This window comes from Trichocoleus sp. FACHB-262 (genome assembly GCF_014696035.1).
GTDB lineage: Bacteria > Cyanobacteriota > Cyanobacteriia > FACHB-46 > FACHB-46 > Trichocoleus.
Genome location: NZ_JACJPK010000100.1, coordinates 1 through 15771, shown reverse-complemented (window position 1 = coordinate 15771; position 15771 = coordinate 1). Strand labels below are relative to the sequence as shown.

General features: G+C 49.7%; 17 protein-coding genes and 1 pseudogene. 10 read left to right on the top strand and 8 right to left on the bottom strand.

The window, feature by feature from the left end; translation table 11 throughout:
* Window positions 1-137 (top strand): annotated as a pseudogene (locus tag H6F68_RS24175) (IS1 family transposase); the annotation flags it as partial.
* A gap of 164 nt (window positions 138-301) precedes the next feature.
* Here H6F68_RS24175 and H6F68_RS24170 read toward each other — a convergent pair.
* From H6F68_RS24170 to H6F68_RS24155, 4 genes are read right to left on the bottom strand one after another with little or no spacing between them, the layout of a single operon-like run.
* Window positions 302-1906, bottom strand: a complete 1605-nt coding sequence (locus tag H6F68_RS24170) for an HlyD family type I secretion periplasmic adaptor subunit (protein ID WP_199300306.1) — start codon at window positions 1904-1906, stop codon at window positions 302-304.
* Window positions 1870-3087, bottom strand: coding sequence for a hypothetical protein (locus H6F68_RS24165; RefSeq protein WP_190562983.1), 1218 nt, complete (start codon window positions 3085-3087; stop codon window positions 1870-1872). Before H6F68_RS24165 ends, H6F68_RS24170 begins: the two co-directional genes overlap by 37 nt.
* Before the next feature lie 29 nt (window positions 3088-3116).
* A complete protein-coding gene (locus H6F68_RS24160; RefSeq protein ID WP_190562981.1) occupies window positions 3117-4478 on the bottom strand; it encodes a S8/S53 family peptidase in 1362 nt (453 codons plus the stop codon).
* Between the two features lie 41 nt (window positions 4479-4519).
* Entirely contained in the window at window positions 4520-7072 is a 2553-nt protein-coding gene (locus tag H6F68_RS24155) for a peptidase domain-containing ABC transporter (RefSeq protein WP_190562978.1), read from the bottom strand.
* Between the two features lie 382 nt (window positions 7073-7454).
* On the opposite strand from H6F68_RS24155, the gene H6F68_RS29475 reads away from it, so the two are divergent.
* Window positions 7455-7583, top strand: coding sequence for a hypothetical protein (locus tag H6F68_RS29475; protein ID WP_277876155.1), 129 nt, complete (start codon window positions 7455-7457; stop codon window positions 7581-7583).
* A gap of 59 nt (window positions 7584-7642) precedes the next feature.
* Here the strand turns inward: H6F68_RS29475 and H6F68_RS29145 are convergent, their stop codons facing one another.
* Complete coding sequence (locus tag H6F68_RS29145; RefSeq protein ID WP_242065639.1) at window positions 7643-8596, bottom strand: YgcG family protein; 954 nt, start codon at window positions 8594-8596, stop codon at window positions 7643-7645.
* 224 nt (window positions 8597-8820) lie between these two features.
* Here H6F68_RS29145 and H6F68_RS24145 point away from each other — a divergent pair, with 224 nt between their 5' ends.
* Complete coding sequence (locus tag H6F68_RS24145; protein WP_190562976.1) at window positions 8821-10188, top strand: NB-ARC domain-containing protein; 1368 nt, start codon at window positions 8821-8823, stop codon at window positions 10186-10188.
* 2 nt (window positions 10189-10190) lie between these two features.
* The gene (locus H6F68_RS24140) at window positions 10191-11267 is read left to right on the top strand and encodes a serine/threonine-protein kinase (protein ID WP_190562974.1); all 1077 of its coding nucleotides are present in this window, start codon (window positions 10191-10193) and stop codon (window positions 11265-11267) included.
* Here H6F68_RS24140 and H6F68_RS24135 read toward each other — a convergent pair.
* The gene (locus tag H6F68_RS24135) at window positions 11261-12574 is read right to left on the bottom strand and encodes an ABC transporter substrate-binding protein (protein ID WP_190562972.1); all 1314 of its coding nucleotides are present in this window, start codon (window positions 12572-12574) and stop codon (window positions 11261-11263) included. The two genes, H6F68_RS24140 and H6F68_RS24135, sit on opposite strands and share 7 nt — an antisense overlap.
* A gap of 226 nt (window positions 12575-12800) precedes the next feature.
* Here H6F68_RS24135 and H6F68_RS24130 point away from each other — a divergent pair, with 226 nt between their 5' ends.
* From H6F68_RS24130 to H6F68_RS29860, 6 genes are all read left to right on the top strand, one after another.
* The gene (locus tag H6F68_RS24130; protein ID WP_190562970.1) at window positions 12801-12998 is read left to right on the top strand and encodes a hypothetical protein; all 198 of its coding nucleotides are present in this window, start codon (window positions 12801-12803) and stop codon (window positions 12996-12998) included.
* Window positions 12999-13064: 66 nt separating this feature from the next.
* Window positions 13065-13151 (top strand): hypothetical protein, encoded by an 87-nt coding sequence (locus H6F68_RS29870; protein WP_399315095.1) that lies wholly within the window; start codon window positions 13065-13067, stop codon window positions 13149-13151.
* Between the two features lie 357 nt (window positions 13152-13508).
* On the top strand, window positions 13509-13712 hold the full coding sequence (locus H6F68_RS24120) for a DUF4177 domain-containing protein (RefSeq protein ID WP_190562968.1): 204 nt from the start codon (window positions 13509-13511) through the stop codon (window positions 13710-13712).
* A 226-nt stretch (window positions 13713-13938) separates the two neighbouring features.
* Window positions 13939-14091: a hypothetical protein gene (locus tag H6F68_RS29660; protein ID WP_313930227.1), complete on the top strand. Its 153-nt coding sequence runs from the start codon at window positions 13939-13941 to the stop codon at window positions 14089-14091.
* A 22-nt stretch (window positions 14092-14113) separates the two neighbouring features.
* A complete protein-coding gene (locus H6F68_RS29865) occupies window positions 14114-14350 on the top strand; it encodes a Uma2 family endonuclease (RefSeq protein ID WP_399315090.1) in 237 nt (78 codons plus the stop codon).
* Between the two features lie 51 nt (window positions 14351-14401).
* Window positions 14402-14554, top strand: coding sequence for a hypothetical protein (locus H6F68_RS29860; RefSeq protein WP_399315089.1), 153 nt, complete (start codon window positions 14402-14404; stop codon window positions 14552-14554).
* 53 nt (window positions 14555-14607) lie between these two features.
* On the opposite strand, the gene H6F68_RS24110 is transcribed toward H6F68_RS29860, so the two are convergent.
* Both H6F68_RS24110 and H6F68_RS29140 read right to left on the bottom strand, forming a co-directional pair.
* Window positions 14608-15318 (bottom strand): lycopene cyclase family protein, encoded by a 711-nt coding sequence (locus H6F68_RS24110; protein WP_313930229.1) that lies wholly within the window; start codon window positions 15316-15318, stop codon window positions 14608-14610.
* Entirely contained in the window at window positions 15240-15647 is a 408-nt protein-coding gene (locus tag H6F68_RS29140; RefSeq protein WP_242065637.1) for a hypothetical protein, read from the bottom strand. Before H6F68_RS29140 ends, H6F68_RS24110 begins: the two co-directional genes overlap by 79 nt.
* Window positions 15648-15771: the final 124 nt, after the last annotated feature.

Sequence of the window (15771 nt, the reverse complement as noted above, 5' to 3'; positions counted from 1 at the left end):
ATACCCGACTGAGGCATTATTTAGCACGATTGCACCGGAAGACCTTGTGCTACTCCAAATCAGTTGAGATGTTGAAGTGTTCACTTCGGTTGCTGCTGCATTATTTGAAGTATCGGACAATTCCTCTCTCAGCTTAAATCATTACCTATTCAGCAACGCCCGGAATTTCTTGTGCTCAATCAGAAAATGTTTATCATTCCAGCACGAACAGTTCTAATTTGGGATTGAAGACTTCTCGATCTTGGCAAACTCTGCTCAAAATGGCGATGCTCATGCCAAGTGACCGCTAGTTGCCAGACCCCTATCTCACTGAGAAAGCACGATCCCAACTGGCAGTGATCGGATCTAACAAAAAGCTCATCACGGTTTTCTGACGGGTGACGATTTCTGCGGTTGCGGCCATGCCAGGAGACAACGACATTTCTTGCCCGTTGGCTTTCACCGATCGCGGCTTGAGTCGCACCTGTACCGGAAACACCAACTCACCATTCTGTTCGTTCACAGCATTGGGGCTGATTTTACTAACCGTTCCTTCCACCATGCCAAATTCTTGATAAGGAAAGGTTGCTAGCTTGACTTTCACTCTCATACCCGATCGCACAAATCCAATGTCTTGGTTCTTCACTTTGGCTTCGAGACTCAACGTTTCACCATCGGGTACGATCGACAGCACTTCATCGCCCGGTTGCACCGTAGATCCAGTTTTGCTGACTTTGATGTTGTAAACGGTGCCCGTCACCCCAGCGCGAACCGTGCTGTGCTTGTGTTGCGCTTGGGCTTGCGTCAGTTTTCCGTCGAGGTCGGTGAGTTCTTGCTGTTGTTTGTCAATTTGGGCCAAAATGTCGCTTTGCCGTTCGGATTCTAATCGAGTTGCATTCTTGATTGCGGCTTGGTATGCCTGCTTCGCTTGCTCAATCTCCTGACTTTGAGCGGCAATCTCTTTCTGTAAGGAGTCTGCTTTATTTTGGGCATCGAGATAGTCAAACTGGGGCACGGCTCCCTCAGTGACTAAGGAGCTGAGCGCTCTTGCTTTGGTGTTGACATGCAAAAATTCCGACTGCAATTGACTAAGTTTGACTTGGGTGGTTTTAATCAGGCTCTGTTGGCGATTGGCTTCGGCATTAGCAGCGGCACGGCGATCGCGAAACTCTTGCAGGCGGGCAGCTAACAGTTGATTTTGTAATAAGCTTCCGGCTTGAGTGTTACCTGTGCGTTCAGCTTGCAATCGTGCTAGCGTTTCGCGGCTCTGTTGGGAGAGTTTTTCCAGTCGATCAACTTCAGACTGGGAAATAGTCAGGTCAAGCTGCACTAAGATATCGCCTTTTTGCACATGCTTGCCTTCGGTGACGTTGATTTCGCGCAGTAGACCACTGGCGAGCGATCGCATGGGCTGCACCTGCGAGGCGGGAATCACCTGTCCGGGAGCCGTTGCGACTTCATCAACTTTGCTGAAGGTTGCCCAGGCGATCGTGCCACCCACAAGGGCACAGATGGTAAAGCCAAGGAGACGAATATACAACGGTGGCAACCGACGTTGAGCATTGCCTAATTCATAGTTGAGGTAGTCTTGAGCATTGGCAAATTGAACTTTGGTTTGCTGTCGTTGAATAGATGTTGCTGGCGCTTTCATGGTGCCTTTCTCCTGAAGTGGCTTGATCAGCAGCTTGGACTCAATCGTTTGAGATCTGAGCCTAGAAGCTGAGATTATCAATGCGATCGTTTTAGTTTTGATCGCAATCGTTGCAGTCCTGAGCTTGAAACTCCAAATTAAGGACTTGACGGTTGGGGCGTTAATCGCGATCGTTGGAGTTTCGATCCCGATCTCTGAGTTTCTAAACAGTAGGGTGGGCAGTGCCCACCCTACCGCTGCTAGTTCCCAGATCGAGGAAGATTGGCCGCTTCCCATGAAGTAACAGGCTCATTAGTGGGATATCGAGTCACAAATTCCCATTTTTGAGCTGGCCAGTTATAAAACGGTACCAACAGTGCATTTGGATTTGCACCTGTAGGTTGGACAGTTCTGTAGGGTAAAAGATTTCCATTCACACTGCGTAATACATCTGTCTCTCCCGCCGAGTTAACTGCGAAAGTAGGTGTAGAAGATCTCACTGCTTCAATACCGTCACCGTAACCTTCAGGAGGACCACCAACAACTATTGCTTTGTGACGAGCCCAAATTTTCGCCTCACCGCTACTGTTGACTACGATTGTAGGTTTTCCTTGCATTTCCTCTAGTCCTCTACGGACTGCTTGATCTTCATGAGAATAGCTAGAGAATCGAGTTGAACGATCAGGTGGCCTAGAGACTACATCGCCATTATTCCGTCTTCTGATACTTAAGGTATTATCTGGAGAGAGTCCCATTGAAACTCGACGCTCGTGTTGAGCAAGGGTTGTCTGCGCTCCATGACGCGCATGACCATGATGGGGGTCGCTCTCGACTCGTAATCTAGCAAGTTGCTCTTTATCTCCAGCAGTAATTGCGGGTCTGAGAGGTGGGGCAGTAATTGCGGGTCTGGAGGGTGGATTTGGTTCAGGGCTTGTGGAAGGAGAGCCGCCACCACCAGTAGGTGGGTCTTGAGGGGGTTGATTGCTATTGCCGGAACCACCTGACCGAGGTGCGGGAGCTGAGTCAGCACGAGAGTTCCGATTGGGCGTGGTGGCACTTGGTGTTTCTACAGCAGTAGATGGGCGGCTTTGATCACCTCTCCGTGCTCCAACCGCAACGGGTTGGCTATCGCGGATATTTTCTTCTGAACGATCATGATCGTCGCGTCTTCCAGGGATGGAGAGAGCCGTTTCAGCCAGTGCAAATGCAGCGCCAGCAGAGTTGCCGTTGTTAACTTCCCGGACCACCTCAGACACTCCTTCTACAGTCTCCCTGGCTTCTTCTACGGCACCATACGCTCCAGAAGCCCGGTTAAGCAGTTCAGAAGCCCGGTTAGTCAGCCTCGCACCCGTTGCGACCTCACCTCCGGGAAGTATTCCCAGTGCGGATACAGCAGCATTTTCGTAATCCCCTTCCGCAGCGTACCAAACTGCATTAAGTCTATCAGCAATAAAACCGACTGGGGTCAACCCTACCACGTCCAGGACAGCATGCCCAACCTCTGAGACTACTGCATATCCATTGGTATCAGGAACAGGGTTTGGTGGAGCAGGGCGAGAGGGGTTGAGAGAGGCTTGTTCCCCTCGTGGGTGAAGTTCATTGGCTCGCTGTGAAGCGGTTGGTTGAGCAGGGCGGGGGGGAGAGGGGTTCGTTCTCCTCGTCGGTGAAGTTCATTGGCTCGCTGTGAAGCGGCTGGTTGAGGGTTGAGAGATTTTCGCTTCCCTTGTCCGTGAGGCTTAACGACTCGTTTTCCAGGAGCTGATGAACTAGGGCTTCGTGGTCCATCACCTTCAAGAAGGCGATTGGTGCTCTCACTTGCCACAGAGCCATTCTGACTTTCCCAGGTCGCGCTGTCCAAAGATCCAGGCACTTGCTGAATTAACTGAGCGCCAGAAAACACGATTGGTTTAGGAGTGGTGTGTGTTGCAAGATCGATCGCGCCCGTTGAATTGAGCAACCCCGCACCTGTTTCAGCATCCCTGTCAGGAGCCGTTAAATCAGTGGCAGTAGCAGTGAGAATTTGATTGACTTGCTGACTGCTCAATTCCGGATTGGCGCTCCAGATGTTGGCGATCGCTCCCGTCACTTTGGCAGCGGCGAGTGATGTTCCCGCAGCCCCCACGTCTGCAACCAGATCTAAGCCATTACCATAGCTGGAATAGGAAGCGCGATCGCTCCCATTTGCCGCACCGACCACAATCAAATTGTCAGACGGTTGAGATGCTTGCCCCAACGCCGACATTGCCCCGCCTTGGTTGCCCGCTGATGCAACCACCAATACCCCATTGTCACGGGCATAGGCTAAGGCAGATTGTTCTTCAGCCGTCAGTTGAGCGCGCGTTGAGATGCTGCCGTCCGGATGCACCTCAGTGAGATCAAAGCTGAGGTTCGCCACCGCACGCGTCTGCCCGGTTGCCTTAGCCACATCAACAAACTCAACAAGCGACTCTAACCCGCCTCCTGTACCAACCCCTCCACCTCGCCAAATTTTTGCCTGCGGGTTCTCTTTCTGAATCGCTTCAACCATTTTGCTGCCGTGCTCATCGGTGCCAAACCCCGAATCAATTACACCCACGAGCGGTTGATGCGTCGAATTAGTTTGAGATAGCGCTGGTTTTACGGTTCCTTTCAAAGCGGGAAGAATTTGATCGGGTGAGATTGTATCTCCCGAACCCATAAAACTCCGGGCGGTTTGCAATTTGTCAGCCACCCAGCTACTTGCTTTGTTCAACCATTTGGCACCCAGATCGCTGGTAGAACTGCTGTGATGGACAGGCTGACCAAGTTGAGTTGGCTCGATCGCAGATTGTGGCGATCGCGGTTGAAAACTGGCATGAGATTGCTGGTTAGAATAAGAATCGCGTTTCATTGTCGTTCTCCAATCTGAGGTATGGATTGTGAGTGGTAAAACTAGACTGCTGCTTGCTGTTGTTGATACAGCGCCCAATATGCGCCCTGTTGCTGCAATAACTCCTGATGCGAACCCTGCTCGATCAGAACTCCTTTTTCTAGAACTAGAACTTGATCAGCATGTTTGAGCGGGGCAAAGCGGTGCGTGATCATCAACACGGTGCGCCCGTTGCGAACTCGCTGCAAATTCTGCAAAACCTGGCGTTCGGTTTCGCTATCTAGCGCGCTAGTAGCTTCGTCAAGAATTAAAATTGGTGCCTTTGAGAGAAGAACTCGTGCTAAGGCTAAGCGTTGTCGTTGTCCGCCCGACAGCCCGGTGCCGCGTTCGCCGATCGAGGTTTCATAGCCCTGAGGTAGCGCTGAAATAAAGTCGTGAGCAGCTGCCATCTTTGCCGCTTCAACGACTTGCTCTACGGGGATATCAGCATTGTTGAACGTGATGTTATCGAAGACCGTACCATTAAACAAAAAGTCGTCTTGCAGCACCACGCCGATTTGTTGACGTAAAGACCCTAGATTGGCACCTTTAATGTCAAACCCATCCAGCAAGACTCGCCCCGATCGCGGATGATACAAGCGTTGAATCAGCTTTGACAAAGTGCTTTTACCAGAGCCGCTACGCCCCACGACGCCCACAAATATGCCCGGTCTCAGATCAACCAAAACGCCTTTTAGCACATCTTCGAGGTCTGGCTGATAGCGGAAAAATAGCTGGTCGAAGCTGACTTGACCCTGGATTGGCGGCAGCACTAACCCGTTGTCTGATGCCGCCTCCGGCGCTTCGTTGAGAATGTCACCAATGCGATCGACCGACAGCGACACTTGCTGAAAACTTTGCCACAGTTGCGCTAGATGTAATAGAGGTGCGATCGCTTTGCCTGACAGCATTTGAAACGCAACCAACTGCCCGATTGTCAAATGATGCTCAATCACTAACATCGCTCCAAACCAGAGAATGAGCAGTTCTGAAAGGTTGGTCAAAAACTCGCCGACATGACCATCCACATTCGACAAGGTAGACGCTCGAAAATTAGTGCGAACATAGCGAGCAAACAAGCCCTCCCACCGTTCTCTCGTTGCCAACTGAGCTGAGTGAGCTTTAATGGCATGAATCCCTGAAACTGTCTCTACCAGAAAAGATTGACTATCGGCATGACGATTGAATGACTCATTCAGCCAGCTTCGCAACAGGGGAGTGGTAAACAACATCAGTCCAACCAGAGCCGGAATCACTGCCAAACTGACTAAGGTTAATTTGGGACTGTAAAACAGCATTAAGCCTAAGTAGACCACTATAAACACGGCATCAATCACCACTGTCAAAGCGGTGCCCGTGAGAAACTGGCGGATGTTCTCTAATTCCTGCGCCCGCGCTACCGTATCTCCGACGCGGCGGGACTCAAAGTAAGCCAGCGGAAGCTCCAGCAAATGACGAAAGAGCTGCGATGACAAACTTAAATCAAGCCGACGAGCTGTATGCGTAAATACGAACAGGCGAATCACACCTAGAATGGCTTCAAAAATACCCACACCAAGGAGCGCGATCGCGACGACATGCAACGTTGACAGGCTCTCATGCACAATCACCTTGTCAATGATTACCTGGGTCAACATGGGAGTTGCTAACCCTAGTACTTGCAGCACCAGCGAGGCTAACAGCACTTCCCCTAGCAGTTTGCGGTAGCGCCACACGGCGGGGATAAACCAACGTAGATTAAACGATTCAGCTTTAGGGGCAGGTTCCACCAGCCACAATTGCCCATCCCAAACTGCTTCGACCATCTCACGTGGCACACTCTCACACCGCTGCTGACGATTGAGCGGGTCAGCCATCACCATGCGATCGCCGTTTACTTCATAGACTACAACCCAGTGTTCTTGCCGCCAGTGCAGTAAAGCTGGAAACGAGAGTCGATCGAGTCCCATCCAACTAACTTGTTGAATGTGATGCAACTGCAGCCCGATCGTCTCAGCCCCTGCCACCAAATTCTGAGCTGTTTGTCCTCGGATTTGCCGCTGCACTTGCTTGAGCGGCATTGGAGTTTGTAGATGTTGCGTCACCATTGTCAGGCAGGCAGCGGCGCTGTTGAGGCTAAAGACATAGGGATAGCCCGGTGCTGGGTGCGGCAGTTGTGGATCAAGCGGCTGATAGCGCCAGCGCAGGTCTGCCCAAACCTCATCCAGCAAGGGAGAGGCAGCTTCTTGCCAGAGATCAGACTGCCAAAATACGACGACCACTTCTTGACTAACGGCTCTCGCTTTCCAATCTCCGACCAGTTCTAGCGCATCGCCAAACCAGTCTCCTGGCTTCAGTAAAACTGATTTTCCCGGTTCCAGGGCTGAGGTTCCTTTCGTTTGCACCAACCGCACCTTTCCAGCGAGCAGCAGCAGTTGGCTACCCGGTGTTTGACTCGACCAAAGCACTGCTCCGGTTGTATGACGGCTGATCTGGGCGTGCTCTCGAAAGTATAATTTCTGTTCATCTTCAAGCAGGTTCAACGGGAGTTCATCCCAAGGCAGATTCAGCGTGTAAATGTCGCTTTGGGCAACCATGTCAGTTCACCTGGAATTCAATAGTCTTGTTCTTAAGCAGGGCGAGCGCGGAGACGAAACAAAAGCAAATTAGTGTAGATAACCGCAGGTCAGGAATGATGCTGGAAGGATTGCGGTGGATAGGAATATAATGTTGAGTGCTTGGTTTAAAGCTTAAGTAAGACGGGCTGAGAAGGCATTCGTTCTACCCACAAATCGCATGGTGGTAAGTGCGTAAGGGTGATTGTGGGAAAGTGCAACTTGAAGGGTTAATGCCACCTTCTAGGTGATTGTCTACCGGAGTCATTATTTGTGGTCTCAGGCGATCGCAAATTCAGTAACTAGCCGCGTTGCCGTGGGTGAAAAGCGAAACTGAGGTTTGTATTAATAAGCAGTTGTAGCGATGATGTTAGCTCTCAAGTGCCCGATCGCCTGTGATGAAATGCAAGATGAAAAGATGACAGAATATGATGCCATCTTTTGCCGCTGTGCAGAGCAGTGTAAGGCGATCGGTCTTATGTCTACTGCTTAGTTCCGCCAAGCCAATCTTGAAGCTGGACAGGTGTCTTAATTAATCGGTGTCGTTGGAGATCAAAAGCCACCGCCTGCGCCACCCCCGCCACTGCTACCGCCACCAAAGCCACCCCCCCCGCCACTGCTGCCACCACTACAACCGCCAAACCCTCCACCGCTATAGCCGCCGCTATGGTTGCTACTTGTAAAAGACCAGATTGGGCGTTGTTTAGATCGCTTGTTTCCACCGCCGCCACTGTTGGAATCATCGTCATCATGATTGCGAATGAGCGCAGCAACACATAAGGCAGCAAACAATAGAAATCCTCCCCATCCTAAAAAGTTGAATAGGTCACGGGTGAAGTCTGATACCTCTGTAGCTGAGTTGGAAGATACCTCGTCCACGGAACTAGGGCTAACTGCTGTATTCATGGCAGATGTCTCTACAGCTGTGGTGTTTAGTGATGTATTGGCGGTGGGGCTGGAAGAACTAACACTGTAAATCACGGGGGCTAAATCTTGGGTCACCGCCTGAATTCCTGCTAAAGTGCCGCCATCAAAATCACCTTGCTTCAAACGGGGAACAATTTTCTGATCAATAATCTGCCCCACCTGAGCATCCGGTAAATGCTCCTCAATGCCATAGCCTGTCTCGATCTCGACCCGGCGATCGCCTAGAGAAATGAGAAACAAAACGCCATTATTATGCGCCGCCTTACCAATTCCCCAATAGTTAAACAACTTTGTGGCAAACTGTTTGGGCGTTGCAGAAGGTGCAGTATCTGGAACTGTGACCACAGCAATTTCACTGCCATTTTTTGCTTCCAATTCCGAAATCTTTTGATTCAGGTTGGCTTCTGTTGCAGGGCTGAGGATATTTGCCGTATCGGTCACCCATCCCCCATTCACCTGCCGAGGGTTGGGCACTTGCTCAACTGAAACAGCGAGGCTCACAGTTGGGATACTGACAATGGCAACCGTTGCTAAGCTTATGCCAATCGTGGATTGAAATCGCGTTACTGTAAAAGTCATACTATTTATTTCCTAGCGAAATTTCACATCAAGTTCCGCCCAGAGAGCGAGATTCAAGAAAGCCGAAAACAGCGGCAGGCATTTCCTTGCATTTTTCTCGCGACACTCTAAACTGGAGTTGTTATTGCATCCAGATTAAGGGGAGCAGTCGTTAGGAACGCTCTAATCACCGTTAGGAATTTGGTTAGGATTAATGATTAGAAATTGCAGTCCAGCAGCGAATCATGGTGTTGATCCCAGATCCATTTGATCAGGCCGTAACTACTTGGAATCTTGATAAACTGTATCCAGACTTGGCTACTGCTAAACGGGAGATCGCCCCTCATAAGAAACTGGGATTGACCGAGGTTGAAAAGTTGCATCTGCGAGGGCTACTTTGTGGCTACAGTCCAGCAGAGATCGCAACACAATTAGTGAAGACAGCCAAAACCGTAGAAGTTGATCTGTGTAATACTTTGTACCGTTACGTAGAAGCTTTAACGGGGAGAGCCACAAATACGGTTGAGAGTTGGAGAGAGATCACAACTTGGCTAGAGGCAGCAGGCTATAAAACTTCTACACTAGAGGGTGAGGTGCAGCCCACTTCGAGTTGGGGAGAAGCACCCGATATTTCTGTGTTCTATGGGCGACAAGAAGAACTCGCGACTTTAGAGCAATGGATTGTGGGCGATCGCTGTCGTATCGTCACTTTGTTGGGCATGGGCGGAATTGGTAAAACGAGCTTAGCGGCTAAACTGGCTCACCAAATTCAAGGTCAATTCGATTATTTGATTTGGCGATCGCTGCGTCGGCCCTTACCGCTAGAAGAATTACTAGGCGATTGGTTACAGCTACTCTCTCCTAAGCGTGTGACTGACTCACCCATTAAGATTGGAAGCCAACTTGCTACCTTGATGGAGTATCTCCGCAAGTACCGCTGTTTGTTGGTCTTGGATAACCTAGAAACGATTCTACGCAGTGGCGATTTTGCAGGTCATTATCACGAAGGATATAAAAGCTATGGGGAATTACTGCAACGATTGAGCCAAGAAACTCACCAAAGCTGTCTACTTTTGACTAGTCGCGAACAAACACGAGAAATTGCTTTATTGGATGGTAGCAATCAACCTGTGCGATCGCTCAAACTTGAAGGGCTCAAAGAAGCAGCACGAGAAATTTTACAGGCCAAAGACCTATCAGGTGAAGGACAATGGACTACTTTAATTCAAATCTATCGCGGCAATCCTCTCGTCTTAAAAATGGTTTCTACGACCATTAAAGAAATTTTTGATGGCAGTGTGACAGATTTTTTGAAGCAGCGCATGACTCTGATTACTGGAGATATCAACGATTTTATTGAGCAGCAAGTCAACCGTTTATCTCCTTTAGAACATGAAATTCTATATCAGGTTGCAAAAGTCAAAGAACCTGTCATGCTGGCTAGGTTGCAAGAGAGTTTACAACCTGTTTTGCCGTCCGATTTATTACGAGCTTTAGAATCTTTAGTGAGGCGATCGCTGATTGAAAAAAGCGTCGCTGGTTTTACTTTGCAGCCCGTTGTGATGGAATATGTCACGAATCAACTGGAACAACTGAAGCAGCTAGAGGATTGAGTGTGAGCTACTGTATCAATCCGAAATGCCTAGTACGCCAAAATCCCAGTGATATTGCCGCTTGTCTTGCCTGTGGCACCCCTCTGCTAATCCAGCAACGCTATCGCTTAGTTCAACCGTTGCGGGAACTGGATGAACTGGGCCAGACTGAAGTCTTTCTAACTGAGGATCAAGGGATGCTGAAAGTCCTGAAAGTCCTGAAAACTCCTAAATTACTCAAGCTATTTGAGCGAGAAGCAAAAACGCTGCAACAGTTGCAACATTCAGGCATTCCGCGAGTAGAACCTGATGGTTTCTTCAGCCTTTCAATCCACCTTGTCACTTATAAACATTCTCTAATGCTGCACTGTTTGGTGATGCAAAAGATTGAGGGGCAAAATCTAGAGCAGTGGTTAGAGCAACAGGGTCCTATTTCAGAGGCGATCGCTTGGCAATGGCTGAAGCAACTGGTGGAGATTTTGGATGTTGTGCATCAGCATGAGTTGTTTCATCGAGATATCAAGTTATCTAACATCATGCTCCAGCCAGGAGGTCAACTCGCTTTAATCGACTTTGGCACAGCTAGAGAAGTGACCAATACCTATCTTGCTAAAGTCGGCAGTGGTCGAGAAGTCACAGGAATTGTTTCACCAGGCTACACCCCTTTAGAACAGGTGAATGGCAAAGCGGTTCCTCAATCAGATTTTTACGCTTTGGGTCGTTCCTTCGTCTATCTGTTGACTGGCAAACATCCGATCGACCTACTAGAAGATCCGCAAACAGGAGCCCTGAATTGGCGCGATGCCGCCTCCCAAGTTTCAGCTAGACTTGCAGATTTAATTGATGACTTAATGGCTCCTTTTCCTGGACAACGCCCCCTAAATACTCAGGAAATTTTGCAACGCTTAGCTCCTGACTTTCCATCTCCGCAGAAACCGCCGTCTCTGGCGAGTCCGCGCCTGCGATGGTTAATCATCCTCAATCTATGCCTGTTTCTACTCCAGCTGATTACAGGCTTCTTGTGGTTACAGGCCAAGCAACAGCAAAACTGGGACAGCTATCGCGATCGTGACCTGCCTCTACCCGCCCAAGTTCAATAGCTCTTGGCCAACAATCGCCGGGTCTCTTTGGCTGCTGCTTGCATCGCAGCGGCTGCACTCGGTTGTCCGGTTAGGGCTGCACTGAGATGACGCTGGAGAATTTGAGAAGCTTGGTCATACTGTGGGATGGATGGACGCAAAACCGGATGCTCTAGGACTTGGAGCAAACTGGGAAAGTGAGGATATTTTTGGGCGATCACAGGATCTATAAAGAGATCGCGACGGGTAGGTAAATATCCAGACTGAAGCACAAAGCGACGCTGTGACTCCGCACTGGTGAAAAATTGAATCGCTCGCCAAGCTGCTTCGGGGTGTTTAGCATTTCTCGCAATCCCAAGCCCCCACCCTCCTTTACAAGCTGCACTACGATAGCCTGGGGCATGCACCATCGGTTTAATGCCAACTTTTCCTTGAAGCGTTTTCATCGCCTCAACTCTCGGCCAGATATAAGGCCAGTTACGTAAGAAAGCTACCTCGCCTTGCTGAAACTTCTCGAAGGATTCTTCTTCGTCGTAGGTTGTAGTTTCAGCGGGAGAGATGCCCAGTTGCAACGTATCTCGGAGAAATTCCACAGCCTGGATGGCTGGAGCTTGATCGAGTCCAACTTCCCCAATTTCCGGGTTGATCCAGAACCCACCATATCCAGCCAGGACTTCCACAAACATCGCTACCAACCCTTCATACTGTTGCCCCTGCCAAACGTAGCCCCAGCGAGCCTGTTGCTGTTGCTGTAACTGTTGGGAAACCTGCACTAGCTCTGCAAATGTTGATGGGGCTGACTCGCCTATCTGCTGTAGTAAATCCTTGCGATAGTAGAGCATACCGACATCGGTGCGGAAGGGGATGCGATATAGCGCTCCTTGGTAACGTCCTGCCTCAATGTCATCGCTTAAAAATGGAACTAAGTCATTGGACGAAACGTGATCTGAGAGATTGCTGAGCCAACCTGCGGCGGCAAACTTTGGAGTCCAGATGATATCGAGATAGATCAAGTCGTAGATCGAGCTGCCTGTTTGTAGAGCAGAAGTATAGATGGCTTCCACTTCATTGGTAGTGTAAGCTCCTTCCACCAGTTGGATTTGAATATCGGGATTCTGTGCTTGAAAATCTTGAATCAGCCTTGACCAATGCTGGCTTTCAGGAGCAGGAACTACAAATGTCAGCGTAATAGGTGCCTTTGGCCAAGTGAACCAAAGTAGCAACAAAATAACAAGTTGCACCCCAGCCACTACTCCCAAAAATTGCGGCTTGTGCAACTGCTCGAATAACTTTGGTAGTTTTTGCAGAAACTGGGGAATGGCTTTCATGAGCAGTAGGATCAACCCATCACTTGAGAACAGTATGAATAAAATTTAGCTACTGCTGGAGTGGAGGAGCGATCGCCGTTACAAAATCAGACCTGGAACAGCTCCCTAACCCAGGATAGCAGGCAATAACCTTTGTCCACCCTTCTAGGTCCTGATCAGCAATTCTTCTAAGCAAAGGATGAGCGGGTGCAAGCGGCTTTAACCCAAGCAGTGCAATGGGCTCAGAATGAAGATTGCCCTAGCCCACAGTAACCTTCCTCTCATCCTAGTTGCCAAGAATGAGAAGCTGCTGCGCTCCCAACGGTTTCAAGTGATAATGCAAGTGGAATATCGAGTCAGAAAAGCGAGAAACGGCCAAGAATGCTTAGCCCTTTATTCCCAGATCCAAGCGGATTTAGTCTTGCTCGATGTCATCCTTCCCTAGCTGGAAAGCTTTACCTGTTGTGCCGAGCTAAAAACCCACAGTTTTGAACAAACTGCTCTGACCCAAATGAGCCGTGCAGGGATACCGCTACAAGTCATTCAGGAGATATCGGGGCATCGTAGCGTAGCTTGCAAGCGCTTCAGTGGTATCTAGAGGTGTCGGAGATGCAGCTGGAGGGGGCGATCGCGGCATTGAGGTTTTAAGAAGCGATCGGTGGCTCGTCGATAGTTGGTTTTGAAATGATATAGAGAAAGATTCGCTCTATTATTCAAAGTTAGATCAATAGCCGAATTTTTCAGTCTAATCTCCTAGCTAGACCGCTATCCTTAATGACGGCTATGTCCACTTCTGCGTGAGTGTTGGGGCCAAGGTGCGTTAATGGTTGAAGCAACGGAGGAGCTGAACTCTCAGAGATTTGCTCGGGGGGCGATTGCCCCTAAGATCAGACTTTGTAGTGAAAGATGGGTATCGGAAAATTTAGGGTAATTTTGAAACGCTTTAGAGAAGGCTATGGGTGAGTGGGAATATAAAACGATTAAGTTCTTTGCTCAAGGAACATTCGGGGCAGGGAAGATTAACGAAATAGAACTTGAGGATGTATTGAATGAAGCGGGAGCTAGAGGCTGGGAGTTAGTGACAATTCTTCCTGGCACACGTGCTAACGGGGAACTGTGGGATTTTGTAGCAGTACTCAAGCGGGAGGTTATTTCATAGTTTGCAGCGCGATCGCCCGCTTGATGTAAGATTCCCTCTCTCCCTCAGCCTCCTCTCCCGAATGCCAATCTCAGCTCAGCCCACAACGAGTCCTGTTCGAGGCTGCGATCGCTTCATCAAAACTGCGTAAGAGCCAGAAGCAGGTGTCATGATCGCGCTTGATGTTAATGCATCTCTGCCATTCAACTACACTTAGAATTAACCCAGATCCGAGGGCTTCAAAGCAATGGTGGGAGCGCTTCCTCAACTGATCACCTTAGACGAGTTTCTGGGCTGGTATCCAGATGGCTATGGTCGCTACGAATTGTGGAATGGGGTCGTCATCGAAATGCAACCGATGGGTACGCATGAGCAAGTAGGGTGGGTTTCTAGCAGGTGAGTTATTCCTAGAAATCAAGCGGTTGCAGCTGCCCTACGTCATTCCGCGCCAAGCGATCGTCAAGCCAGTCGATACAGATAAGTCAGGCTACAACCCCGATGTCATTGTTCTAGATCAGCCTGCGTTGACGGAAGAACCCCTCTGGAAGAAACGCTCCACGATTACCCAAGGCACATCAGTGCGAGTTGTCATCGAGATTGTCAGCACCCATTGGCGCGATGACTATGGACACAAGTTTATTGATTACGAGGTGCTGTAAATCCCAAAGTATTGGAGCGTCGATTACGTGGGCTTCGGTGGTAGGCGTTATATGGGCTCACCCAAACAACCCACCCTCTCGATTTGCCAACTAGTTGACGGAAAATATCAGGTTCAGCAGTTTCGGGGTAGCGATCGCATTGTTTCTGCTGCCTTTCCAGAACTGCAACCCACCGCAGAGCAAGTCTTTGCAGTCGACCAATAGGCTAGTTTTAGGCGATCGCCTTCCCTTCCCCACGGGTATCTAGGCAAAAACACTCATTCTGAAGCGACCAACGCATCCCAAAGCAACGCCCGCTCGCTCCAGGCAGAGCGTATTAAATCCCAGCGAACTTCAGGGGTGGTGTGACCAAACAAGTTCATCATCGTTTGCAACATTTCGGGGGTAGAAAGGGTATTTGCCAGAAAAGCAGTCCACTGCGATTGCGGCAACTGCAAGAAGGAGGCAAAGAAAGCCTGGAGCGTTTGTTCATCAAACCGCATCAAATTCTCTAAACCAAATAAGTAGAGGGCGCGTTTCCGCCTCTCATCGCTGGACCACAGCGTTTGCCAGGTAGGTGCAGCAATTCTGATGGGGGGAGCTTCCAGATTTCCAACCGCATGGGCGATCGTCTTCGCAACCCCAGGCGCACGTCGTAGCAGAGCCCCCACCATGTAACCTAAGGCAGGATGCACCAGACTCGCTGCCCCGCCAAACCCCATCACTGCCTGGTCGAGCGAAGGTAACGGCAGATTCATGGGAAACAAACAGTATTCCACGTGCTGCACTTCTTTCACCTGCACCCCTCGAAAACCAAGTCGCTTCTCTAACCGCTGCTGCAACACCTCAAACGTCACAGCAGGACTGCTCGCCAATGACGTCTCTTCGACCTGATGGGGGACGAAAGGGTTTACAAAGTAGAGCGAATCAGGGACATAGCTCGTTGACCTCGTTGATAAAACGGTCGCTTTCCAGGACTCAGTTGCAATAAGGCAGCCACCAAATCCGCACAGGTGTCGGCAAACTTGACCCAGCTGTAGGCATACAAACCCGTATAAAAATGGCTATGTCTAGCGCAACTTCGCTGCGATTCGGGGGGACGAGCAATGTAATGAGCCACCCCTCGTTGACGCAGTTTTTGTCCGACCCAGGTTGCGGCCCCATAGGCTAAAGTCAGGACTAACAACAAGGCAATTAAGCGAGTGCCTTTGAGCCCGGTTCCCTCCAAGTGATAGCCTCCTTTTTTGCAATCTCTCAGCATCTGCTCAATGCCCATGCGCTTGACATAAGCTCGAGTGGCAGCTTGCAGGGATGACAAATTGGTTAACAATCCTTCTTTTGTTACTTTGGTGAGGAAAAATTAACTTGGGAATAGCTGTGATTCTAGCTGACCTATGCTTGAGCAACGAGATCCGGTCGCAACCGTTAGCTTTATTGATGAC